Consider the following 23,787-nt stretch of genomic DNA (forward strand, 5'->3'; position numbering starts at 1 on the left):
CAAACGCAACGAGTCTTTAAAAAGCCACCACGACAGTTTTATCATGGTGGCTTTGGGGGTTACTTCACGTGTTTAAAGTTTGGCAGAATCGTTTCTGGCTTCTGCTCAACAAACGCCTTGCTTGGTGAGTAAGCACGGAAGTACACAAACCAGTTTTCATCTGGTCGAGTTTGTACCCAGTTTGCTTCATTCACACCTTCTGGCTTAGTTGGTGAGAAGTGGAACGTGTAGTTCCCGTCTGCGTCTTTCACTGTGCCCGGAACGTTTGAGCCCACATCCGCACGTTGAATATCGTTATCGATGATGGCACGGTTTTCCACGTTGTACACCGTAATGGTCCAGAACAAATCGGCATAGTTCACATCGCCATCTAAAGTTAGCGTGTAGTGATTGCTACCATTTAGGCCATAGCCTTCGCCGTCACGATAGTTATCAAGGTATATCTGACCCCAGCCACCGTTTTCAAAACCATGCATCGCAATATCGTTCGTCACCGCTTCATAAAACCATGCCGCGCGACCATCGAGATCCATGCCATAAGCGCGATCTTGGTTTGGTGTTGATGCTGTTGCAACTTCCCAACGGTTCCCTTCAGGCCCATATTCCGATTGATGTAAACGACCCGTTTTGTTGAAGTCGATATTCTTAGTCATGGCCTCACCAAGCACTACCGCTTCTTTCATGATCTTCACTTGCTCGTCATTTGGCTCGAAAGGTTTACCCTTCTCAATACCCAATGGACGCAACATGTCATGCATCATGCGATCGCGCTCTGCAACAGGTTCTGTTTGAATGGCTTCATTGAGCACTTGCCAAAACTCCATACCACGTGGGTGTTTCGCATCGAGACCTTTTTTCGGGAAGTTAACACCTCGGTCACTGAGTGGTTTTCCATCCAGATGCGTGATAGACATCGACTCCAAGTCCGTCATGCGCTGTTTCTCTGTTTTCGCCATTAAGCGCACACCAAAGAAGACATAGTTAGTATCCGATTCAAGCACTACCGCTTCTTTTGGTAGGTTCTTCGGTGTTTCGCTGCCCTTGGCTTTTATCACGTATGTGCCTGGTTTGGTCATTTGTGCAATGCCAATCTGCCACATGGTATGCACCGCACCACGCAGTTCATCGGTAGGGATGTTCACCACTACGGGCTCTTTCTCTACGTTAAACCATGTAATCGCGTAAGGCGTTGAGGTGTTGTAAGTTAAGCCGCCCAATTTGGATTGATGCGATGCCACATAAGTAATTTGGCCATCTTCTGAGCCCATTTTTTCATACGCCGCCTTCCACGCGTAGTTAGACGTCAGCGGAATAGACCAAATGTAAGCTTGTGTCGCGCGCTGAAAATCCATCAGATTAAACAGTTTCTTTGAGCTTTCCTCTGTTGGAATGCCATTGAGTACGCTGGTTTCAAAAGCAAAATCACCAGAGCGGGTGTGCATGTTCTCAATCTTGATGTTGTTGTCTGCGTATGCGCTGCTGGTTAAAGCGGCAAATATCAAACCAGAGATAAGGGTTTTCGTTACTTTTTTCATGTCTATTCTCTACTCGTCGTTTCAGGCGGTATCGGGATGAAGTTGAAATCAGCCATTTCTTGACCAACTCAATGTGGCGCAGTATAAAAACAAGCCAAGACTAAAAATTGACATTTTGAGAATATTTGAGTGAAAAACGAATATCGATTGAGTGCGTTATATCTCTCTGCTTTCCCTAGATTGTGCAGACGATATGGTGTGGAGCCTCAAACCTTAACCTCAAAGCTCAATATTCAAATCTCAACCTTACACGATGAAAACCAAGAGCTTAGCCATCAGCAATTTGCAGAACTGCTGAACTTGGCCGCCAAAGAGACTAAAGACCCGCTGTTCGCCCTAGAGCTCAGTACCTTGATTGACTACCAGTCTTTGGACATCGCTATGTTGCTGATTGCCAGTCAGGAATCTCTCGCAAACATCTATCCGGTTTTGTTTGGCCTGTACAGCTATCAACAGCGCGCTTCTCGCCATCAACTTGATATTCGTGAAGACATTGCTCGCCACTTTACCCAGTTCTTATTCGAGCCCAATGTCGATACAAGCCAACACGCTTTGCTTTCCATCGGAGGCATTATTACAACGTTCAAGATGGTATTGGGCGAACGGTTGAAGTTGCATCAAGTGCATTTTAAAGCGCGCTACCAAGGTGAATCAGGAGCACAGCAGCAAACACAGATAAAACGTCTTGAACGTTTCTTTGAATGCAAAGTGATATTGGGTAGTCAGTTCGATGGTTTTGAGTTCCCCAAAGCCCTACTCGCAGAAAAGCCCGATTTGGAGATGACCATCACCAATCAAATGCGACGCAAAGTCTCTCACGGTCTTCAACATCACAACACGCTATTGGAAATCACCACCAACTCGATTCTCTTATTGCTTCCTCTCGGTGATATCAGCAAAACCTTGGTCAGCAAAATGCTCGGCATCCACCCGAGAACATTGCAGAACTTGTTGAACAAAAATAACCTCACCTACCGAGATATAGTGAATTCAGTTCGCGACACCGAGAGCAAGAAACTGCTCACCAACAGCGAATATCCAATCCGCACCATTGCTGACATGCTTTGCTACACTTCTGCCGATTCTTTTATTCGCCAGTTCAAACGCACCAATGGCACCACACCTTTGCAATATCGAAAACAGCATCGCGTGTGACGGCTGGCAATCCGAGCTTGCAATTCGATTTGGTTATTATCTGAATTACATCAATTCATTTCTGTCATCACAGGCATATCGATAAAGTGAGGTCATCTCTTAATGACGACCTCAAGGTAAGCGACATGAAAAAGACCATATTAGCGACTCTTATTGCCATCACCTCTATGCAGACCATGGCAGCCGTTAAAGTGACCGACGAAAACTTCGCCAGTGCAGAAACTGACCTGTACTTCACTCAACAACTAGAGCGCCAACCAATCAATGTGTTTGACCACAACCGAGACAGCGTCACCGTTGATAATCAGATGATCATTCGCTCAAACACCGACTTGCTCTACTCAACAGCCGTGGTCGATGTGTCGAAAGGGGCCACTTTCCGTTTAGCGAAAGGTGATGCTTACCAAATCATGCATTTCTTCAACAACAATCACGACAACCACATGGCGATTTATGGTGGTGACGAGATCTACATTGATTCGAAAATTGCAGGCTCGGATTACATTTACATCTTAATGCGTACCGCTACGACGGCAGGCATGGAAGAAGCACATCGCTTACAAGATGCCGCCGTGATTGATGCAAAATCCGCAAAACCATTTAAGCCAGCGCAAGATTGGGACAGCGCCTCTCGCGACGCGGTGCGTGCGAAATGGGAGAAGCAAGTCAACACGATTAAGACTGAAGAAGCCTTCACTACTGGCATTACTGCAACGCCAGATAACAAGCAATTTATGATTGGTACCGCTGTGGGCTGGGCTGGCTTACCAGCAGAGTACGCTGTGTACTCTTCACGAGCAGGTACTGGCAAAGTTGAGTGTGCTTACATCACCTTCGATAAACCGTCACTGAGCTATGAAAAAGGCGGTTACTGGTCTATCACCGCATATTCAGGCAAAGGCTGGTTGATGACGGATAACAACAGCGCAGACTCAACCTCCGCAGTACCAAACAAAGATGGCTCTTACACCATTCACTTCGCACCGAAAGGCGAGACGTGTGGTGCCGCGAATAACGTAATTGAAGTGAACGATGCAGGCTGGAACTTTGCGCTGCGCGCTTACCGTCCAAGTGACAAAGCCAAAGCGATTGAGGAAATGCACAACTTCCCGAACGTGACGGCAAAATAACGCAGAACAGGCTGAATCCCTTCAGACCAAGCCTCTGAGAACACACCTCTAAGAACAAGCCTCTCGATGGAGAGGCTTATTGTTTTTCTTGGATGATAGCTTGAGAAGTGGTGATGATTTTTCGTTTGAGCCACTGATGCATAGGGTGCATGCGTTTATTGTGCGATTCCACCAACACAATATTTTTTAGCTCATCAGGGGTGTGATTAGGAAAAGAGACATACTCAAACTCACCGTGCAGATAATGAGCAAGCTGTCGAGAGCAAGGCAAGATGATCTCACTCTGTTTGACCACATCAAGCAAGGTATGCAGATAGGAGCTTCGTGCTTTTACTTTCAGCACTTCACTTGAAAGATGCTTAGCAATAAAGGGCTGAGTATCATTCCAACCCGGCACCACTAAACTGGCGTATTCTGCTTGATTGATTTCAGCTTGAGACAAGGTCTTTCCTGCCAAAGGGTGGTTGATTTTCACTAACCCAACAAAATCATCTTCACCAATCACTTGGTGGGTAAATTGCTTATTGGTGTCAACAGGCGAATAGTTGATGGCCGCTTGAATCTCACCATCGAGCAGCTTTTTGAGTGTTTGAGAGCCCCAATTCACTATATTTACTTGTGCGTTTGGTGCCTCTTCAATCACCGCGAGACACAAGCGTGCACCGAGCCAATTGGAGATAAAACCGTTAATCGCAATGGTGATGTTACCTTGATAGCCGGAAGGCTCAAACGTTGGCGAATCTAGAATCACCTCATCCAAACTCTCCATGATCATTGGCAACTTTTCACCCAGCTCAAGTGCACGAGGCGTTGGCTTTAAGCCAGAGTGAACGCGAGTAAACAACTCATCATCAAAGTAATCACGCAACCTTCCCAACGCTTTGCTGACTGCGGGTTGGCTCAACGCTAATTGGTCACCAGCAATACGCGTGTTCTTGGTTTCAAGTAACACCAGAAAGATGCGAAGTAAGTTGAGATCCAGTTGCTTCATTGTGATTCGTTCCCTAATACAACCCTGTTTAGTATCGGCTATTCATTCCGAATCGGTGCGACATGTCATCGTCCATACGACCGCCTTTCCAACCACCCGAACCAAGTAGATTCAGTACGTCTTGCGCCGTGTAATCTCCACCATCAAAAAAGTCATTCGAGACATCGGCACGCAAGGAAGTAAGCTCCGTTCTAACTTCTGCGGTCAGTTCTTGAGGATCGGCATACAGAGCCAAAGCGATCTGTTGTTGGCGCTTGCTCAACTCGCTTGTGCTGCTTTGCACTTGTCCGATAGAGAAATACTCGCGACTTCCATAGCCCTTAATCAATCTGGCAGAAAGCAACTTAATGACCTTTTTGATTCGACGACGTTGAATGACTCTCAGCACATTAATTTCCTATTTCTCTTTTCAAAAAAGTATCTGTTATCAAAAGTCACGTTATATTTTGTGCATAACGTTACGATGCTTTAGAGTGTCACGGTTTAGTACAGTGTTCAATAAGCATGGAGCGCCAGTGTGAAAATCGACGATCTTAAACTCTTCATTAAAGTGGTCGAGCTAGGAAGCTTTACCGCCGCGGCAAACGCATTGGATCTGCCGCGCGCGAATGTGAGTCGACGAATAGGCGAATTAGAGCAATCCTTAGGCGCTCAACTTTTCCATCGCACCACACGCAGTTTATCGCTAACCAATAACGGCGAAGCTTATTATGAGAACCTGCAAAAAGCGCTGACGATGCTCGATTCAGCAAACGAACAAGTCAGCAACGATACCAATGAAGTTCGCGGCCGCATCAAACTCGGGTTGCTGCCGGAAACCGATGAACTGGTTCGCCCAATTCTGTTTAACTTCCACGATAAATACCCTCATGTTGAGTTGGATATTCGCAACATCAACAATGGCTTTAGTGACATGTTCCAACAGGGCTTGGACATCGCTTTTCATGGTGGCGCCCTATTTGATTCCGACATCGTTGCCCGTAAGCTTTTGACACTCGACCGTTGTTTAGTTGCTTCTCCCAATTACCTTGAAACACATGGCATGCCAGAGAACCTAGAACAACTGAAGGAACACCAGTGTGTCTGTTTTCGTTGGCCAAATGGCGAGGTAGACAATGTATGGCACTTCCAAGAACAAAGTGTACAACTGCACCCGAAGCTTATTTCCAACAACATTGGCTTTATTAAGAACGCGACGATTTTAGATCGTGGTATCACCTTTATGCCCAAACTACTGGTGAAGCGAGAGTTGGAATCCGGCAGCTTGGTGCAGCTATTGTCACAATATTCTGTCACTGAAGAATCGGGGTGGTTGCTTTACCCGCAGCCTAAGACATTGAGTCAGGCGAGCCGTCTACTTATTGACCACCTCATTAAAGAAGTCCCAAAACTCGTTTAGCTGAATACATTGTCTCGTTTTTTGAGACAGTGAGTCTCATTGCCGAGTGATTATCTGAACATTGTACAATTGTATGATGGCACCAAAATTATGGAGCCATCGTATGAATCGTCTATTCAAAACTACTGCATTAGGTGCCGCGACATTGGCACTGTTTGGCTGTAATCAAAGCCAAAACACGTTCACAGAACCAGAGTCCCCTCGCCCAATTCAAGTTGTTGAAGTCACGGGTGAAAATACGGCGTTGAACAAATCATTTAGTGGCATTGTTCAAGCAAAAGAGACCGCCTCCCTTTCTTTTCGCGTTCCTGGCACCGTTGACCGCGTTTTGGTGAAGAAAGGCGATCATGTCGAGAAAGGACAGATCATTGCTACGCTTGATCCTCACGATTACCAAGTTTCTTTGGAAGAACTTCAAGCGCGCATGCTGGAAGCGAAGTCTGCGCATAAACTCGCAAAGGCCGAGCTAAAACGCGTGAAACAAGCCACCGATGATGACGCGATTGCCAGTGTGAATTTGGATCGAGCCATCAGCGGTTATGAGCGTAGTTTGTCTGCGGTTAAAGTAGTAGAGAAGAATATCCAACGCGCGGAAGATGCCTTGGCTTACACCACACTGCGTGCACCATTTTCTGGCAGCATTGGCGAGGTACGAATCGACGCATTCGAGCAGACACTGCCGGGCGTTAGCGTCGCCACTCTTCAACAAGACGGTCAGTGGGAAGTGGATATTGATGTGCCTGAAAACATGATTCGTCAGTTTAATCTTGGGCAAACAGCGGCACTGTCTTGGTATGGTTCAGAGCAAACATATCGTGCTAACGTCGCTGAAATCGCGCCTAAAAAGCATCTCATCAAACAAACTTACCCTGTCACTCTAGCTATCGATTCGATTTCTGGTGAGCTGTTCAATGGCAAAGCCGTTACGGTCACAACCTCATTTCAGCCAGATCAATCCAGTCATTGCTTCCCCTATTCTGCGATTTTAGGTGAAAAGAAAACGCTACACGTCAATGTCGTTCGTGACGCTATCGTGCATACCGAGCCAGTGAGTTTGCAGTCCATCGACTCGCATCAAGCGTGTGTTTCTGGCGCTTTCAATCAAGGTGATTATGTGGTCATTAGCGGCACCCATTATCTGCAAGCTGGCGACAACACGCCGAACTTAACCATCAAAACGCTATAGGTTCGAATCATGATCAATTTAGCTGAATTCGCGATAAGACAGCGCACTTTCGTGTTGTTCTTTATCGCCTTAAGTGTGGTGGCAGGGCTGTATTCTTACTTCGATTTAGGCAAGTTGGAAGACCCTAGCTTCACGGTTAAAACCGCCGTCGTTGTCACCTTGTATCCGGGCGCCTCGGCGGAAGAAGTGGAACAACAAGTCACCGATACCATTGAGACCAAGCTGCAAGAAATGGCCGAGTTGAATCGCCTGCGCTCATTGTCTCGTCCGGGCATGTCAATGGTATTTGTCGACTTGAAAGAGAGCCTCAATTCCAAAGCGCTTCCGCAGCAATGGGATTTACTGCGCCGCAAAGTCGACGACGTAAAACTGCAACTGCCATCTACAGCGCAAATCAGCATTGTTCAGGATGAGTTCTCTGAAGTGTATGGCATGCTTTTCTCTATCCATAGCCAAGACGCCGCACCAGAAGAGTTACGCCGCTATGCAGAAGAATTGCAACGCCAAATCAAAGCCGTAAAAGGCATCAAGAAGATTGAGCTACACGGCGTGCAACCACGAGTGGTTTACATTGATATGCCTGACGAACGTCTGGCTCAATATGGCTTGTCTGTCGCGCAGGTGTGGAACCAACTCAGCACACAGAACATGACCTTTGAAGCAGGCAAGTTCGATGCTGGCACCGAGCGCATTCGCATCACTCAAACCAGTGAATTTCAATCATTAGATGATATTCGCAATTTGGTCATCAAAGGTGGCGTGAGTGAGCTAGGTACAGGCTTGATTCGCTTAGGTGACATCGCCGATGTATCCATGGGCTACCAAACACCAGCACTAACAGAAAGCCGATTTAATGGTGAGCCTGCGGTGACGCTAGCGGTCAGCCCTGTTGAAGGCATTAATGTGGTCTCACTCGGCGACACTATTCGCGACATCATCCAAAACTACCAACAAACACTGCCACTTGGCGTTGATATTTCTACTGTGGCTTACCAACCTGAAGAAGTGCAAAAAGCGATTGATGACTTCGTCGGTAACCTACTTGAAAGTGTCGGCATTGTGTTTGTGGTGCTGTTGGTCTTCATGGGCTTTAAGAGCGCGACAATTGTGGGCTCGAGCTTATTGCTGACTATCCTGCTCACGCTGGTCTACATGAATATCGCGGGTATTGATTTGCACCGAGTCTCGCTAGGTACCTTCATTCTTGCTCTAGGTATGTTGGTAGACAACGCCATCGTGATCACTGACATGATGATCGTAAAACTGAGCAAAGGCATCGAGCGCACACGTGCTGCTATTGATTCGTTCAAAGAAACCGCCGTCCCTCTGCTTGGCGCGACCGTCATTGCCATCATGGGTGCAAGTCCGGTTCTGTTCTCCAAAACTGACTCAGCCGAGTTTGCGGGTTCAGTGTTCTACATCGTAGCGTCTTCGCTTCTTTTGTCTTGGTTGGTCGCGATGACCTTTACCGTGCTGATGTGTTGGATGTTCATCAAACCAACACCTATTGATGAAGATGCAAAGCCAAGCCGTTACAAGCAATTGGTATTTTGGACGGTTGATCACCCAATGAAAGCGCTGACAGCATTGATTCCTCTGCTTTTAGTGACTGCTGTTGCCGTGCCTTACGTGGCGGTGAACTTTATCCCGCAATCGGATCGCCCTATCGTGTTCCTTGATTACTGGCTACCGAATGGCGCCAAGATCGAGCAAACCTCAGCAGACATGCGCAAAGTAGAACAATGGCTACTCAAGCAACCAGAAGTAGAAAGCATCTCTAGCTACATGGGCGCAAGTGCACCGCGCTTCTCGGTGACCGTAGAACCAGAGCCGCTTGATCCTGCATACGGGCAGATATTGATTAACACCAAAGATTACGAAAGCATCAGCCAACTTGTTGAACGTGGTGATAAGTGGTTGCAAAACACTTTCCCGGATGCCGAACCTCGCTTTAGAGCACTAAAACTGGCGACCTCAGACAAGTATGCGGTAGAAGTGCGCTTCTCTGGCCCTGATGAAGCGGTGTTGCACCAACTGGCGGATCAAGCGAAAGCCATTTTTGCTACTCACCCGGATGCCAAATACGTTCGTGATGACTGGCGTCAAGAAAGCAAGGTGCTCAAACCCATCATCAATCAAGACAAGATGCGCCAAGCTGGCATTAACCGTGCAGATATCGCTTTTGCGCTGAAACGCGCTTCTGATGGCATGCCACTAGGTCAGATGAACCTTAATGACGAGTTGATTCCAATTCAGCTGCGTGGCACGTCGCAAAACATGGCGTCACTAGAAACATTGCCCGTGCGTTCGCTACTTGGCATGCATAGTGTGCCTCTAGGACAAGTGGTTGATGGCTTTGAGCTAGTACCAGAAGAGAGCATGATCTGGCGCCGCAATCGCGTCAAAACCATCACAGCACAAGCAGGTGTTGAGCGTTCAACCACACCAGCAAGAGTACGCAACGCGGTGAAAGATCAAATCGAAGCGATTCCTTTGCCAGCCGGCTACAGCTTGGAATGGGGCGGCGAATACTACGATGAACACAAAGCGGTTACTGACATCTTTAAACAGCTACCAAAAGCCATGCTGATCATGGTGATCATTCTGGTCGCAATGTTTAACGGCTTTAAGCAACCGATCATCATTCTAGCCACACTGCCTTTGGCGGCTACCGGTGCCACCTTTGCTCTGCTTGGTTTTGATAAACCATTCGGCTTTATGGCGTTGATTGGTGCCATCACCCTGACGGGCATGATCATTAAAAACGGCATTGTGTTGATGGACCAAATTGAGTTGGAACGAGCGAATGGCCGCCCATTATCGGATGCCATCAAAGAAGCCACCGTTAACCGCACCATGGCGATTTCGATGGGTGCACTAACAACCGCACTCGGCATGATCCCGCTGCTATCGGATCTCTTGTTCGACCAAATGGCCGCGACCATCATCGGCGGTCTGGCGGCAGCGACCGTGTTGTCATTGTTCATCATGCCGGCACTGTATCGCTTAGCATACAAAGAAAAATCACCAACAACGCAAACTGACGCTGAATTGAAGGAGGCGTAATCATGAGAAAGTTCGTTATCGCGCCACTAGTATTGGCAATAAGTTTATCCGGTTGTGCCGTTGGGCCAGACTATCAAACGCCAACCACCAGCATGGCAGAAACTTATTTGTATGCTGACCAAAATGGCGTCAGCCGCAATGCAGAGACAGAACCATTTTGGTGGACAGAGTTTAACGACCCAACGTTGAACGATTTGGTGCTTGATATGCAAAGCCAAAACATTCCGCTTAAGGTTGCGGCAGAGCGCATCAAAATGGCAGACAGCTATAAGAGCGTTGTTGAGTCATTCAAGGTGCCGACCATCAATGTCGGTGCCGGATACGTCAATTATCAGCTGAGTAAGAACGACTCACTGCTTGGCCCAGCGCTGAACCCGATTGGTGATTCCGCCGCTGGCCTACCACCACAAATTGGCAATACAACCTTGTTGGACAACCAGCATGATGGTGTGTTTGCCGGAGCGAGTATCGCTTGGGAATTGGATTTGTTTGGTCGCATTGATCGTCAATCCAATGCCGCCCAAATTCGTGTTGAGCAAGCAGAGATTTATCAAAGCGGGCTGACGACTTTGCTTACTGCGGATTTGATTCATAACTACTTGCAGTATCAAGGAGCAAGCGAGCGTCTCGACTTAGCCAAATCAAACCTTGAAGACCAAAGGAAAACCATGGACTTGGTCGAGAAAGTGGTTCGTAGCGGTTATGGCTCGGATCTCGATTTAGCGCAAGCCAAAGCGACGCTTGCAGCGATGGAATCAATCATTCCTCAGCTGGAAATCGCGCAGCAAGTACACAAGCATCGTATCGCGGTACTGCTTGGTGAGCCTTTATCGAAAGTCGAAGTGCGACTTGCAGAGACTCAAGGTGTACCAGCAATGCAGAATGTCGTGCCAATCGGATTACCTTCAGACTTACTCCAGCGTCGCCCTGATATCCGCTTAGCGGAGCGAGAAATGGCAGCCATCAATGAAGAACTTGCGGCAAGTATTGCCAATCAATATCCGAAGTTCTTCTTAACCGGTGCTCCTGGTGTGTCCGCCTCTAGCTTTGATGATCTGTTTAGCAGTGATTCTTTCGGCTGGGTTGGCGCGGCTGGCATCAGTTGGAATGTCTTTGATGGTGGTCGTGGCGATGCTTTAGAGGACATCAACCAAGCTCGTTTTGACGCAGCAACACTGACTTACCAACACGCTGTAGATTCGGCTTTTGCTGAAGTGGATTCCACCCTATTTGCGTATGGCAGAAGCCAAGAGAATCAGCGTCGTATTGATGATGCTCTGGTTGCGACAGATAAAGCCGTGGGGAAAGCCAAATCCCTTTACCGTGCTGGTTTGATTGACCACTTGTCGGTACTGGATGCTCAGCGCCAACAACGCATGATGCAAGATCGACAAATCGCAGCCAAATTGCAAACAGCTCAGGTCACTGTCGCACTCTACAAATCATTGGGTGGCGATTGGGCATTAGAGCAATCTCCACAAAGTTAAACCGAATGAATTAAGTAACGATTTTGGGGGAGTGGGTTAGCTTCATCTGGGACCTCGAATCTAACCCCTCCTCTTTTTTATTGTGCATAAAGTCGCGCATTAGCTCGCGTTTCCTATAGTTAAAAGGATTGAAATCAGAGAGTAAGGAAGGAACTCCCTCATGATGACATTAATCTTTTTGCTGTTATTGATTGCGATGCTCAGTGCATTTTTAGGTAAGAAAGCGGTGGGCTATGCCTTCTTTGCTTCCTCGGTGATCATTGGACTGTATTGGTTCAATCATCACGCCACCGACCCTCTTTCCATCTTGTTGTAAGGGGGATTGCACATGAATCGAAACTATCTGGCTTTACTCAATACCCTTGGTTTACTGGGCATGACAGCCGTTCTACTGATTGGCTTTGTTCTGCAATTTGTACTGAATGAGTTGCCTTGCCCTTTATGTTTATTGCAGCGCATTGGCTTCATCATGATCATGTTCGGCTTCTTGTTGAACGTGGTGTATGGACCGCAGCCTCGACATTATGGTGTGGTCCTTATTGGCGCACTCTATGGCGTCGCTACGTCACTGAGACAAGTCTCTTTACACGTGATTCCCGGTACGCCGGGATACGGTAGCCCTATCTTCGGGATGCACTATTACACTTGGGCGTTTGTGTTGTTTGTTGCCACCATTTTCGCGGTCGCCGTTATTCTGATGCTCACCAGTAAAGAGGAGTCTCCAGAACCCTACGAAATGAGCAATCTAGGTCGCATCACATGTTTGCTAGCGATTTCTGTTGTGGCACTCAATGTGATTGGGACTTTTGCCGAATGTGGTCCTTATCAATGTCCAGACAATCCAGAAAGCTACTGGCTATTTAACTAACGAGCCCTTAGTCGAAGCAAGAGGAGTCATGCATAGGTACATGTGACCTTGTATTACTCCTCTTTTCTATCGGTTACGAAAATACGATTCTCAGCACAATCCGACTTGGTTCAAATTCGTTGGTATGCAATTGGATGTCATACAAACATGTCAGTATGTTTAGAGATAAACGTACCGATTAATTCTCTCATCATGTTTTACCAAAGCAGGAGTGGTTATGAACTTTGTCGACGGTGTATTACAAGTCGAATCTTTTCTCGCGGTGACCCTCGGGATCATCGTGTTGTTTTTAGGCAGACGCCTAACCCAAGCCAGCAGTTTCTTAAAGGAATTCAGTATTCCTGAACCGGTTTCCGGCGGCATCTTGGTATCGGTGTTGTTCGCCGTTATCCATTACGTCACTCAAATCGATGTCCAATTTGATCTTGCTACCCGCGACTTGTTGTTGGTGTATTTCTTTACCACCATCGGCATCAACGCCAGTCTGCAAGATCTGTTCAAAGGCGGTAAGCCATTATTGATCCTGCTGTCGGTCACCATCGGTTATATGTTAATTCAAAACCTCACCGGCATTGGAATTGCGACCATGTTAGATCAACCAGAAGCGGTGGGCTTGTTGAGCGGAACGGTGTCTCTGATCGGCGGACACGGCACCGCGATTGCGTGGTCACCTCGCATCGCTGAAATATTCGATCTTGATACCGCAATGGAAATTGGCATCGCAAGTGCAACGTTTGGCTTAATTTTAGCAAGCTTGATGGGCGGCCCGATTGCAAAATACCTGATCAACAAACACAACCTAAAGCCAGCTAAAGTGGAAGAAATGGACGTGGGTACGGCGCAGGATGAACCGCAACCGTCTATCAATGCTTATGACTTCTTAGATGCGATGTTAGCAATCCATGTTTGTATTATCTTGGGTGCGATTTTGAACGAAGGCGTAAGCAGTTTGGGGCTTGAATTGCCGTTGTTTGTGACCTGTTTGTTCGCCGGTATCTTGATTTCTAACCTTATTCCCGCCTCTTACCCTCGCCTTACAGGCACTCGTTGGCCAGCAAGAAAACCAGCGGTGGCGTTGATTGCGGATATGGCGTTGGGCGCTTTCTTGGCCATGTCACTGATGAGCATGCAGTTATGGGCTTTGGTCGATTTGGCTGGACCTATTTTTATCATTCTTGGTGCGCAGTTCCTGGTGGCAATTTGTATCGCGATATTTGTCGTCTTTCCATTGATGGGGAAAAACTACGACGCTGCTGTAGTGTGCTCTGGGTTTGGCGGCATATCTTTGGGTTCTACCCCAACCGCTATGGCCAACATGTCTGCAGTTGCTCAGAAATACGGTAACTCGCATCAGGCGTTTATTATCGTGCCTTTGGTTTGTGCGTTCTTCATCGATTTAGCCAATGCTCTTATCATTCCGTACTTCATTAATTGGATTGGATAATTAAGACGCCATCTGGTTAAAAAGAGGTCACTTCGGTGGCCTCTTGTCATATTCATGCAAATATTGCTACCACTTCCCCCCTCACTCAGTTGTATAATGTTTCTCTTGAAATATTTTGTTACGAAGTCAGTAACTCTTGAGATGAACATGAACAGCAGTAGATGGGTTGGCCTTTCCATTGGCACACTCTTTTTAATTGGCACACTTATTCTATTTGGATCGACCGTGCATGCGTCTTGGTACAAGATCCCGATGGAAGCCGTGAATGGCATTGCATTCACCTTGTCTTTTGGATTAGGTTTGAATCACTTTATTGCCTACATTTCTGCGTTCGTCACGCTCGCAGCGCTGTTTTATCTTGGTTATGCAACCGGTTACCGCATCCATCAAAAACTCAAGTAGACATCTCAAACTTAAGACTGATTTCACTCACACCTCATAGCACTTAAGTATTAGTTTTTCCTCGATAAATTTGCTGTTAACCCACTTTTTATGCGGACATATTGAGATCGGGGCATTTTCCCGAAAACCGTATAGTTTTATGCAACCTCGCCTCATAGAATAGTTTATAAAAACGGCAGTAGGTATCGAGCATCTTTATGAAATGCAGTGTCGCTTGCAGACGAGAAAAACGCCCGAAAAAGCATATGCGCCTCGCATTTCCAAATTCATGCGGTGCAAATTCTTTGTTTCTCACGTTCTCTATCCACACTCAATCCATACTGAACCCTATCTCTGACTGCCCATTATTTGCTGTTCCTTTGAGACATAACTATGGACAGAACGCAGTTCACCAAAATCTTTACGCGCTACTACATGCGCTCTACAAGTTTGGGGATTCTTATTACCCTATTCGCTTGTGCAATCAGAGGGGTTAATTATGTTGTATACCTTCCTTACGTGTTATCCGCGGTTGCTTGTTTTACCTACCTTTGGGTGGGGCGAACGTTCGCATTTGAGCAAAGACATCGCTCTGTCGTCATTGCTCTGATCCTCGGCTACACCCTCACTTTCTACCTGTACTACTTCTTAGGCGGCCACTTCCTCTTTTCGTCATTAGTCACAATAAACCTTCTTTTAGCCTTAATTGAGTTCGGTGTTTTTTGGTCATTAATCACATACACCCTATCAATGGCAGTTTGCTTTAACATTGATTTGATAACCGCAGGCAACGACCTGTTTAAACTACAGGGTTTAAGTGAGTTCTCCATTCGGAGTACGTTTCTGTACTTGTTCAACCTATTTATTTACAAAGGGTTGCGCTCTATTGAGAGCTATTGGCACAGCGCATGGCAAACCCAATATGAACAAGTTGAAAAACTAGAAAGACTGCTCGAGATTGACGAGCTAACAGGGTGTTATTCCCGCTTTAAAGGCAATCAGTTGATAGAACGACAGATACAGCGTGCTCAACCGTTTACTCTGTTTTATATCGACTTGGATGGCTTTAAAGCCGTGAATGACGAATTCGGGCATGATGCCGGAGACAAGGTTTTACGCATTACCGCCCAACGTATTTTGCATCTACTAAGTGATGGCCAGTTCGCAACGAGAATTGGTGGCGATGAGTTTATTCTTTGTCTACCCGAGCTAGAACATACAAAGGATTTAGAACAGTTTCAGTCTTTGCTGCACCAAGCATGTAGTGCACCTATTTTTATCCATTTTCAAAACGTTCACATCGGTCTGAGTGTCGGTGTCGCGCGCTTCCCTTATGAAGGGAGCTGTAGTGACTCCTTAATCCAGCACGCAGACCAAATGATGTACCTCACTAAAAAATCAAGAACATAGAGTTTTGGCTCGGTCCGAGCCGCTTCGAAGCAATCAAAAAATATAATGAGTTCAGGACGTAGATATATGGTTAGCAAGTTAGAATTTTCGCATGCGGTCGCTGCAGTTCGAAAGGAGAGGGGATTAACTCAAGGTCAATTGGCGGACGACTTAGCAAGGAGTTACAGCGCTTTTGAAAGCTTAAACCAACCCACGTTAAGTCAGTGGGAAAGCGGAAAAGTCACACCGAGTTTGTTAAAGCGACTCGCCTTCTCTCACTATATCGGTGAGCAGTATGAATACACTTCCAGCGAGTATAAACGGATAAAAGCCTCGCAAAGTAAAAACATCTATTTGAGCTTTAAAGACATTGTTTATGAGTATCAGGTTACCGATGTGAAAAGTTGTTCTCTCAGCCAAATCAGCGATTCAGAGTTCGAACAGATTGACGCCGTCCACAAGCAGTTAATTACCCCCGGAGGTGTAGAGGACACGCTCAACCAGTTTGGTGAATCCCCCAGCAAGGCTCGCCTCTACTATTGCAAGGGCATGTTAGTTGGACATTTGATTTATCAAGAGCTGAGGTCTGAATTTCGGATTCTCAGCTTATGGCATTTAGGGCGCTCAATTTTGAAATTCTTGGTGACTGACATCATCCAAGTTATGGGCAATGCCATCATCCATTTTCCGGTTCATGAGCCCGTAATTAAACAACTTCTATTCGACATTTTCATACGGGATTTCTACCACCACCGGCGGGTCACGTTTTTTAAAGCCCCCGCGACACACATATTCGAGAACCCCATGGTGAAGCATTGCTTTGATGGACTCTTAGATCTGGTGCTCTATCGCTTCCATCAAGTAGGAAATGAATTTATGCAGTCTCGACAGGAGGCCCACTAATGATAAATAACAACGCAACCAACAGTACCATCTTATTGTTTACCTTCAATAATATACAAGGTCGAGGCTTACAATCGGCCATTGAGCAGCAACTCGGACAACCAGTGCTATTAGCAAAAGGGGCTGAAGTAGAATTACCTCACTATAGAGATGAGCACTACATGGCGATCGTCGACAGTTCCCTGCCCGATCTATCGGAGGTCAAAATGACGCTCAGTGAACTGGAACATGTCGATGCAACGGTGTTGGTGAATGCTGAGCCGAATTTGGGCGTGGAGAGCCTGCTCACTTGGTCAAACCTCAAAGGCTTGTTCTATTTTGAAGATGACTTCGACAAGGTAATCAAAGGCTTGAAAGGTATTCTGAGTGGGGAGAACTGGCTCTCTAGAGACATTCTCAATCGACTGCTTGGCTATCTAGTAAATCTTAACCACACGGTTACTGAGCTGGATACGAAACTCGAAATTGAACTCACTCGTCGAGAAATGCAAGTACTGACCGCCCTGTGCCAAGGCGGCTCTAACCTTGATATTGCAGACTCATTGTTTGTCAGTGAACACACAGTGAAATCGCACCTGTATAGCATTTTCCGCAAACTGGAAGTGAAGAACCGAATGCAAGCGGTCGCTTGGGCAAAACGTAACTTGTTCTAGTCCTCGTCCAAAAACAAAGGGAGCACGGAGGCCCCCTTTTATGCGTTTGCAGTGCTTCGGCTCACTTGAGCTCTCTTATTGCATCAAATGATAGACGCGTAGCGATTCTGCCATCATTGCTAAATCTTCACCTAAGAACTCTACAGTGACAGGTTGGTTCGCCAATAGCGTGATGCTTGAGTCGTCAAAGCGTCCTGCGGTGTCACACTCCAAATGAACAAAGAACGCTGGTTTATCTGCGACGAGTGTGACTTTGTTAGCTTCAATCGTTACGTCAATCTTGGCGCTTTCCATCGGTAATATTTTTAGTTCGTGAGTACTAAACCAAGTGTTGGTGATTCTCTCTTGCCCTACTTGCCCGTCCACGTAGAAGAAACCCGATTTCAATTCAGACGAATCAAGTGCCTCATCCAACTGCCAAACGACGGTATTGCTGTCGCTAGAAACCGTGTGCTCTAGCGACCAAGTTTGCTTCACTTCACCTTGCCAGTTCACCCAATGTAATTGCGCACTCACATCAACAGGGTCTTTGGCATCATTGAGCAAATGGAGGCTCAGCTTGCCCGTGTGTTCTGAAAACACCAAATACTGCGGCGCAAAGAAGCGTTTCGCGTGGTAATGCAATTGCTTCCAACGGCCACTGTACTCCAAACTAGACCAAGAACTCACTGGCCAGTTGTCGTTGAGCTGCCAATACAACATGCCACGACATATTGGAGAGATCGCACGCCAGTGGTCACAAGCGGTTTTGATTGCCATCGCCTGTTGCACTTGGCTGAGGTACAACATTTGCTCAAAGCCGGAAGGGAAACGGAAATAGCGAGTAAACATCTCCGTGATGATGCTGTTACCGCGGGGGTTCTTTTGGTGCTGCTCAAATGTTGGTGAGGTGACGTTCCAATCTTGCTCTGGTACGAACTGTTTTGCTTCAGCAAACGAAGGCCAAGATTGGAAACCAAACTCGGAACAAAAACGCGGGTTAATGTTTAGATAAGCATTAAACGATTTTCCTGAGTGCCAAACGTCCCAGAAATGCATGTCGCCTTTGCTATCATCATGCCATGCATCGCCAAAATCCAACTCACCGTTACAAGGAGAGCTTGGCCAAAAACGGCGTGAATCATCTTGCTGACCAATCACCTGCTCTATCATTCGATTCAGACGGTCGTAATTCACTGTGTATTTGACTTTGTTGTGCTTGGATTCGTCGTACCAACCAATCGCACCAATCACTTCGTTATCACCACACCACAGTGCAATCGACGGGTGCTCTTTCAAACGTGGGATTTGGAATCGCAACTCTTGTTCCACATCTTTCAAGAAATCATCATCAGATGGATACAGTGAGCAAGCGAACATCATATCTTGCCAAACCAACAGACCTAATTCATCACACAGGTGGTAGAAAGTTTCGCTCTCATATTGGCCACCACCCCAGACACGAATCATGTTCATATTGGCATCGACTGCGCTTTGCAGAAGTGCACGATAGCGGCTTTCACACTCACGCCCTGGCATAGCGTCCACAGGAATCCAGTTTGCACCCTTAGCATTGATTGGCACGCCATTGACGACAAACTCCATCGCCGAGCCATGCTCATCAACTTGGTTGTTTAGGCTCAGCTCACGCAAACCAATCGTGCGTGTCAGTGATTGCTCACCACAAATGACTGTTATCGGATATAGGTGTGCTTCACCATAACCCGCAGGCCACCAGCGTTTTGGCTTGGAAATATGGAACTGGCAGTGATAGTGACCACTACCTTCGGTTTGAATCGATTGGTGCTGACCATCGAATTCAATCGAAATTTCATGAGGTTGAGTATCGGTTTCTACTTCGGTTAATACATCAACTAGCACGCTACCGTCAGCTTGCCATTGTTGCTCTGTAGAGAATCCTTTGAGCCACACATCGTTTATGACATCAATTTTAATCGGGTCATAAATACCAGACACCATCAAACAAATACCCCAGTCCCACCCCGAGTGACATTGGGTTTTGCGAATCAAGTTCATGTGCGGGATCTGGTTGTTCCCCATCGCCGAAGGAATCGGGAAAGGCAATTTCTGCGCACGTTCTAGCCCTTCTAAATCCACTCGGGCAAACTCAACTCGAATCGTGTTAGTGCCTTGTTTTAAGTAAGGTTTGATATCAATACGTTGCTGGGCAAACATGTTGCTGCTAGTTAGTGCTTGCTCACCATTGATATAAAAGGTCGCTAAGGTGTCTACACGGGTGAGCGTCATCCACACTTGTTTGGCAGAAAGCACAGAATCATCGACATCAAACTCGCGTGAAATGTGCCAATCACAAGTTTCAATCCAACGAACTTTCGCTTCATTATCAGCAAAATAGGGATTCGGGATGAGCTCCGCTTGTAACAATGCGGATACATTGTCACCGGGCAAAGTCATAGGAATATCGATATCTGGACGCTGTGGCGAGGTAAGTTGCCACGTTCCGTTAAGTTCAAAATGAGCCATAGGGTAAGACCTTTAATTTTTATTAGAACAGGTTGGCTCAATGTAATCTTGCAGTGTCCCTACAAGAATAAGGGGAATGTCATTTCCGTATGAAATGCGGCGCACTTCACGTAAAAATTCTCTAACCAAAAATCAGTAATTTGGCTAGGAAAACGACATTTAATCCGGTTTCACGGTTATATTGAGCATCTCAACGTGCTAGTATCAGCGGCTTTTTGATCATCCTCACACTTTTCGAGCCATTTGTGTGAGGGAAATGCACGGCTTCCGAGCCCTAAAAAGCGAAGTAATTATGTCAAATATGACGAACGCCGCCTCTCATGCTCCTATTCAGGAGGCAGACTATTCTGCGATTCATCCTCCTTCCCTTCTTAAGCGTCTTGAACTCACCAACCCAGTATTCTGGCTAAGTGGTAGCTTCCTCACCGTGTTTGTATTGCTTGCTCTGACGAATACAGACTCTCTGACCGCAATGGTTAACGCAGGCTTCGGGTTTGCGACTCAATACTTCGGTGCCTTCTGGCAAGTATTACTCCTACTGAATTTCCTTATTGGTTTGGCTATCGCGCTAGGTCGTACGGGTTACGTGCGCTTGGGTGGTTTAGCGAGACCAGATATCGATACCTTTAAATGGTTGTCGATCGTACTTTGTACCCTACTCGCGGGCGGCGGTGTTTTCTGGGCCGCAGCTGAACCTATCGCGCACTTTGTTTCTGCGCCGCCTCTATACGGTGAAGCATCACCAAAAGCATCTGCAATCAATGCACTTTCTCAGTCTTTCATGCACTGGGGCTTCCTTGCTTGGGCAATCTTAGGTTGTCTTTCTTCTGTGGTGTTGATGCACCTTCATTACGACAAAGGCTTACCACTAAAACCGCGTACTCTGCTTTACCCAGTGTTTGGCGACAAAGCGATCAACGGTTGGATTGGTGACGTGGCTGACGCCTGCAGCATTATCGCCGTAGCTGCTGGCACTATTGGTCCAATTGGCTTCTTAGGTCTGCAGATCAGTTACGCGTTGAACTCGCTATTCGGTTTGCCAGACACCTTCATCACTCAAAGCATGGTGATTGTGGCTGCAATTCTAATGTACACCTTGTCAGCGCTAAGCGGCGTGAGCAAAGGCATCCAGCTTGTGAGCCGTTACAACATCATTTTGTCTGTGGCTCTAATTGGTTACATCCTGTTCTTCGGCCCAACCAGCTTTATTGTCGATGGTTACGTGCAAGGCATTGGCCGTATGGTGGATAACTTCTTCCCTATGGCGCTTTACCGTGGCGACACAGAATGGCTAAGTTGGTGGACAGTATTCTTCTGGGGCTGGTTTATTGGTTATGGACCGATGATGGCAATCTTCATCGCGCGTATCTCACGCGGCCGTACCATTCGTCAGTTGATCCTTTCTATCAGCATCGCTGCACCTCTGATTACCTGTTTCTGGTTCAGTATTGTTGGCGGCAGTGGTTTAGCATTCGAGCTAGAAAACCCAGGTTTGATTTCATCCGCATTTGAAGGCTTTAACCTACCAGCGGTTCTGCTTGCGATTACCTCTGAACTGCCATTCCCAATGGTGATTTCGGTATTGTTCTTGATCCTGACCACGACGTTTATCGTTACAACCGGTGACTCAATGACTTACACCATCAGTGTGGTAATGACAGGCTCAGCAGAGCCAAATGCCGTGATTCGCTCGTTCTGGGGCTTAATGATGGGTGTGGTGGCTATCGCGCTTATCTCGATGGGCTCAGGCGGTATCTCTGCATTGCAGTCTTTCATCGTGATTACTGCCGTACCCGTGTCTTTCATTTTGCTACCAAGCATCTGGAAAGCACCAAGCATCGCCAACCACATGGCAAAAGAGCAAGGTTTGGTTTAATCAAATAAGCTTTTACCACACAAACATAAAACAAGCGCCTATTAAGGCGCTTGTTTCTTATTGAGCCATTGCAATAGCCGCTTCATTACGCAAGGTAAGTTACGACCCGATCTCTTTGAGTCGAGCAGTAAAGTGACGCAGGACCGGCGGTTCGTAAGTGAACTCCAAACCTTTGACATTATGTACATTCTCTTTCACTTTTTGGAATGCTTCGATAACGTAATCCATGTGCGTTTGAGTGTAAGTCGCCCTTGGCAAAGTCAGGCGTAGAAACTCCGCAGGACAAGGCAATTGCTTGCCTGTTTCAGGGTCTCGTCCGAGCAATAGTGAGCCAATCTCCGGCGCTCTAATACCAGCAACTTTATACAACTCACACGCCAGAGCATGAGCAGGAAATTGATCACCCGGAATATGCGGTAGAAGTTTCCCTGCATCAACAAACGCCGCATGACCACCGGCTTGCTGGCAGACAATACCTATCGCCTCTAACCCTGAGACCAAGTATTGAATCTGAGCGATACGGTACTCCAACCATTCCTGTCGCATCCCGTCATAAAGGCCAACAGCAAGGCGCTCCATCGCTCCTCCCTCTAAACCGCCGTAAGTAGGAAAGCCTTCTTGCACAACACACAGAGTTCGACATTCGTTGTAGACGTCGATAAAGCTGTCATCCTTGAAACACAATAATCCGCCCATCTGAACCATTGCATCTTTCTTTGCAGACATGGCTAATGCATCAGCATATTTGTAGCTCTCGAATGTGATCTCTTCAATCGACCAATCTTGGTAGCCCGGCTCACGCTGCTGAATAAAGTAAGCATTTTCTGCATATCGAGCTGAGTCCATGATGACAGGAATATCGTATTTCTGACCAATGGCATACACCGCTTTTAAGTTCGCGATAGAAACAGGTTGGCCACCGGCAGAGTTGCACGTAATTGTACTGACGATATAAGGAACGTTTTTCGGGTCGGCATCAAGAATCGCTTGCTCAAGCTTATCGATATCAAAATTGCCTTTGAAATCAGCATTGACTGAAGTATCAAACGCTTCTTCCGTGTAAACATTTTTAGCCACACAGCAATTGATTTGTGTATGCCCCTGAGTGGTGTCAAAGAAGTGATTCGACAATGCGACCATTTTGGTTCGGTCAAGTCCTTTCTCTTTTTCACGTTTGGCGATCAAGACCGGAATGTAAATCTGTTCCGCACCACGGCCTTGGTGAGTAGGAATCGTCAGCTCGTAGCCAAAAATGTCTTTCACTGCATTCGCCAACGCATGATAACTACGGCTGCCGCTGTATGCCTCATCGCCTCTAAACATGGCGGCCTGCATATCTTGAGTGATCGACCCAGTACCACTGTCTGTAAGCAAATCAATAAACACATCGTCGCTTTCAAGCAGAAATGGATTCATTCCTGACTCTAAAATGGCTTGTTCACGATACGCTCTCGTTGTTCTTTTTACGGGTTCAACGACACGAATACGAAACGGTTCTGGCAAATGTTTAAAGTTTTCCATCAAAAATACCTTACTTCCAGATAGTCGCACACGTCTCTTCCATAAGCGAAAAGTACAAATGTGCGCACTAATTTAATAGCAATTAATTGTTCTAAAGAGAGATAACTTTTGAACAGCAAACTCAGCGAAGGGTTCGCTTAGTCAGCGCTACAACGACCGTATTACACAGTTCAACGATCAGTTAAAACGGGCTCTGCTGTTAAAGTCGAATTGCATTAAGAAAGGTAGATTTTAGAAAGATAGGCACGTTGCGGATCACGCGTGTACCAAGCAATAGAGCTTGAGCACTGCTTGTGTCGCATCAATAAAGGCATACGCA

General features: G+C 46.7%; 19 protein-coding genes. 14 read left to right on the forward strand and 5 right to left on the reverse strand.

The window, feature by feature from the left end; genetic code table 11:
- Window positions 1-59 precede the first annotated feature (59 nt).
- Complete coding sequence (locus KIT90_RS01810) at window positions 60-1,535, reverse strand: DUF1214 domain-containing protein (protein ID WP_285374761.1); 1,476 nt, start codon at window positions 1,533-1,535, stop codon at window positions 60-62.
- Window positions 1,536-1,664: 129 nt separating this feature from the next.
- Between KIT90_RS01810 and KIT90_RS01815 the strand changes: the two genes are divergently transcribed.
- Complete coding sequence (locus KIT90_RS01815; RefSeq protein ID WP_285374763.1) at window positions 1,665-2,690, forward strand: AraC family transcriptional regulator; 1,026 nt, start codon at window positions 1,665-1,667, stop codon at window positions 2,688-2,690.
- 125 nt (window positions 2,691-2,815) lie between these two features.
- On the forward strand, window positions 2,816-3,820 hold the full coding sequence (locus KIT90_RS01820) for a DUF1214 domain-containing protein (protein ID WP_285374766.1): 1,005 nt from the start codon (window positions 2,816-2,818) through the stop codon (window positions 3,818-3,820).
- Between the two features lie 76 nt (window positions 3,821-3,896).
- Here KIT90_RS01820 and KIT90_RS01825 read toward each other — a convergent pair whose 3' ends face one another.
- Together KIT90_RS01825 and KIT90_RS01830 are read right to left on the reverse strand one after the other, a co-directional pair.
- Window positions 3,897-4,811: a LysR family transcriptional regulator gene (locus KIT90_RS01825; protein WP_285374768.1), complete on the reverse strand. Its 915-nt coding sequence runs from the start codon at window positions 4,809-4,811 to the stop codon at window positions 3,897-3,899.
- Window positions 4,812-4,839: 28 nt separating this feature from the next.
- Entirely contained in the window at window positions 4,840-5,199 is a 360-nt protein-coding gene (locus KIT90_RS01830) for a DUF6559 family protein (RefSeq protein WP_186175817.1), read from the reverse strand.
- A gap of 129 nt (window positions 5,200-5,328) precedes the next feature.
- Here KIT90_RS01830 and KIT90_RS01835 point away from each other — a divergent pair, with 129 nt between their 5' ends.
- The 11 genes from KIT90_RS01835 (at window position 5,329) to KIT90_RS01885 (ending at window position 17,587) form a co-directional block, all read left to right on the forward strand.
- Entirely contained in the window at window positions 5,329-6,210 is an 882-nt protein-coding gene (locus KIT90_RS01835; RefSeq protein ID WP_020196069.1) for a LysR family transcriptional regulator, read from the forward strand.
- A gap of 103 nt (window positions 6,211-6,313) precedes the next feature.
- Window positions 6,314-7,396 (forward strand): efflux RND transporter periplasmic adaptor subunit, encoded by a 1,083-nt coding sequence (locus tag KIT90_RS01840; protein ID WP_285374775.1) that lies wholly within the window; start codon window positions 6,314-6,316, stop codon window positions 7,394-7,396.
- A 9-nt stretch (window positions 7,397-7,405) separates the two neighbouring features.
- Window positions 7,406-10,462 carry an efflux RND transporter permease subunit gene (locus KIT90_RS01845; RefSeq protein WP_285374776.1) on the forward strand — a complete coding sequence of 1,019 codons (3,057 nt, stop codon included), beginning with the start codon at window positions 7,406-7,408 and terminating at the stop codon, window positions 10,460-10,462.
- Window positions 10,463-10,464: 2 nt separating this feature from the next.
- Window positions 10,465-11,949, forward strand: a complete 1,485-nt coding sequence (locus KIT90_RS01850) for an efflux transporter outer membrane subunit (RefSeq protein ID WP_285374777.1) — start codon at window positions 10,465-10,467, stop codon at window positions 11,947-11,949.
- A gap of 160 nt (window positions 11,950-12,109) precedes the next feature.
- A complete protein-coding gene (locus KIT90_RS01855) occupies window positions 12,110-12,265 on the forward strand; it encodes a DUF5993 family protein (RefSeq protein ID WP_005429588.1) in 156 nt (51 codons plus the stop codon).
- A 12-nt stretch (window positions 12,266-12,277) separates the two neighbouring features.
- Entirely contained in the window at window positions 12,278-12,817 is a 540-nt protein-coding gene (locus KIT90_RS01860; RefSeq protein ID WP_041056611.1) for a disulfide bond formation protein B, read from the forward strand.
- A 217-nt stretch (window positions 12,818-13,034) separates the two neighbouring features.
- Window positions 13,035-14,261 carry a sodium/glutamate symporter gene (gene gltS, locus KIT90_RS01865; RefSeq protein WP_005441437.1) on the forward strand — a complete coding sequence of 409 codons (1,227 nt, stop codon included), beginning with the start codon at window positions 13,035-13,037 and terminating at the stop codon, window positions 14,259-14,261.
- A gap of 147 nt (window positions 14,262-14,408) precedes the next feature.
- Window positions 14,409-14,663, forward strand: coding sequence for a hypothetical protein (locus tag KIT90_RS01870; protein WP_005441438.1), 255 nt, complete (start codon window positions 14,409-14,411; stop codon window positions 14,661-14,663).
- Between the two features lie 372 nt (window positions 14,664-15,035).
- Window positions 15,036-16,052 carry a GGDEF domain-containing protein gene (locus tag KIT90_RS01875; RefSeq protein ID WP_005441440.1) on the forward strand — a complete coding sequence of 339 codons (1,017 nt, stop codon included), beginning with the start codon at window positions 15,036-15,038 and terminating at the stop codon, window positions 16,050-16,052.
- Window positions 16,053-16,118: 66 nt separating this feature from the next.
- Entirely contained in the window at window positions 16,119-16,934 is an 816-nt protein-coding gene (locus KIT90_RS01880; RefSeq protein ID WP_061007572.1) for a helix-turn-helix domain-containing protein, read from the forward strand.
- On the forward strand, window positions 16,934-17,587 hold the full coding sequence (locus KIT90_RS01885) for a LuxR C-terminal-related transcriptional regulator (RefSeq protein ID WP_171369968.1): 654 nt from the start codon (window positions 16,934-16,936) through the stop codon (window positions 17,585-17,587). Before KIT90_RS01880 ends, KIT90_RS01885 begins: the two co-directional genes overlap by 1 nt.
- A 75-nt stretch (window positions 17,588-17,662) precedes the next feature.
- Here KIT90_RS01885 and KIT90_RS01890 read toward each other — a convergent pair whose 3' ends face one another.
- Window positions 17,663-20,071 (reverse strand): glycoside hydrolase family 2 protein, encoded by a 2,409-nt coding sequence (locus tag KIT90_RS01890; protein WP_285374787.1) that lies wholly within the window; start codon window positions 20,069-20,071, stop codon window positions 17,663-17,665.
- A gap of 292 nt (window positions 20,072-20,363) precedes the next feature.
- Here KIT90_RS01890 and KIT90_RS01895 point away from each other — a divergent pair, with 292 nt between their 5' ends.
- Window positions 20,364-21,947, forward strand: a complete 1,584-nt coding sequence (locus KIT90_RS01895; RefSeq protein WP_285374789.1) for a BCCT family transporter — start codon at window positions 20,364-20,366, stop codon at window positions 21,945-21,947.
- A gap of 99 nt (window positions 21,948-22,046) precedes the next feature.
- Here KIT90_RS01895 and tnaA read toward each other — a convergent pair whose 3' ends face one another.
- Window positions 22,047-23,468, reverse strand: coding sequence for a tryptophanase (tnaA, locus tag KIT90_RS01900; protein WP_020196079.1), 1,422 nt, complete (start codon window positions 23,466-23,468; stop codon window positions 22,047-22,049).
- Window positions 23,469-23,787: the final 319 nt, after the last annotated feature.

Source organism: Vibrio sp. B172a, from assembly GCF_030248355.1.
GTDB lineage: Bacteria > Pseudomonadota > Gammaproteobacteria > Enterobacterales > Vibrionaceae > Vibrio > Vibrio owensii.

Bases quoted from the DNA above. Each gene is read 5' to 3' on its own strand.
- tnaA (WP_020196079.1), bottom strand. From the start codon at position 23,468: ATGGAAAACTTTAAACATTTGCCAGAACCGTTTCGTATTCGTGTCGTT.
- KIT90_RS01890 (WP_285374787.1), bottom strand. From the start codon at position 20,071: ATGGCTCATTTTGAACTTAACGGAACGTGGCAACTTACCTCGCCACAG.
- KIT90_RS01840 (WP_285374775.1), top strand. From the start codon at position 6,314: ATGAATCGTCTATTCAAAACTACTGCATTAGGTGCCGCGACATTGGCA.
- gltS (WP_005441437.1), top strand. From the start codon at position 13,035: ATGAACTTTGTCGACGGTGTATTACAAGTCGAATCTTTTCTCGCGGTG.
- KIT90_RS01820 (WP_285374766.1), top strand. From the start codon at position 2,816: ATGAAAAAGACCATATTAGCGACTCTTATTGCCATCACCTCTATGCAG.
- KIT90_RS01875 (WP_005441440.1), top strand. From the start codon at position 15,036: ATGGACAGAACGCAGTTCACCAAAATCTTTACGCGCTACTACATGCGC.
- KIT90_RS01825 (WP_285374768.1), bottom strand. From the start codon at position 4,811: ATGAAGCAACTGGATCTCAACTTACTTCGCATCTTTCTGGTGTTACTT.
- KIT90_RS01870 (WP_005441438.1), top strand. From the start codon at position 14,409: ATGAACAGCAGTAGATGGGTTGGCCTTTCCATTGGCACACTCTTTTTA.
- KIT90_RS01885 (WP_171369968.1), top strand. From the start codon at position 16,934: ATGATAAATAACAACGCAACCAACAGTACCATCTTATTGTTTACCTTC.
- KIT90_RS01850 (WP_285374777.1), top strand. From the start codon at position 10,465: ATGAGAAAGTTCGTTATCGCGCCACTAGTATTGGCAATAAGTTTATCC.
- KIT90_RS01845 (WP_285374776.1), top strand. From the start codon at position 7,406: ATGATCAATTTAGCTGAATTCGCGATAAGACAGCGCACTTTCGTGTTG.
- KIT90_RS01895 (WP_285374789.1), top strand. From the start codon at position 20,364: ATGTCAAATATGACGAACGCCGCCTCTCATGCTCCTATTCAGGAGGCA.
- KIT90_RS01855 (WP_005429588.1), top strand. From the start codon at position 12,110: ATGATGACATTAATCTTTTTGCTGTTATTGATTGCGATGCTCAGTGCA.
- KIT90_RS01810 (WP_285374761.1), bottom strand. From the start codon at position 1,535: ATGAAAAAAGTAACGAAAACCCTTATCTCTGGTTTGATATTTGCCGCT.
- KIT90_RS01860 (WP_041056611.1), top strand. From the start codon at position 12,278: ATGAATCGAAACTATCTGGCTTTACTCAATACCCTTGGTTTACTGGGC.
- KIT90_RS01880 (WP_061007572.1), top strand. From the start codon at position 16,119: ATGGTTAGCAAGTTAGAATTTTCGCATGCGGTCGCTGCAGTTCGAAAG.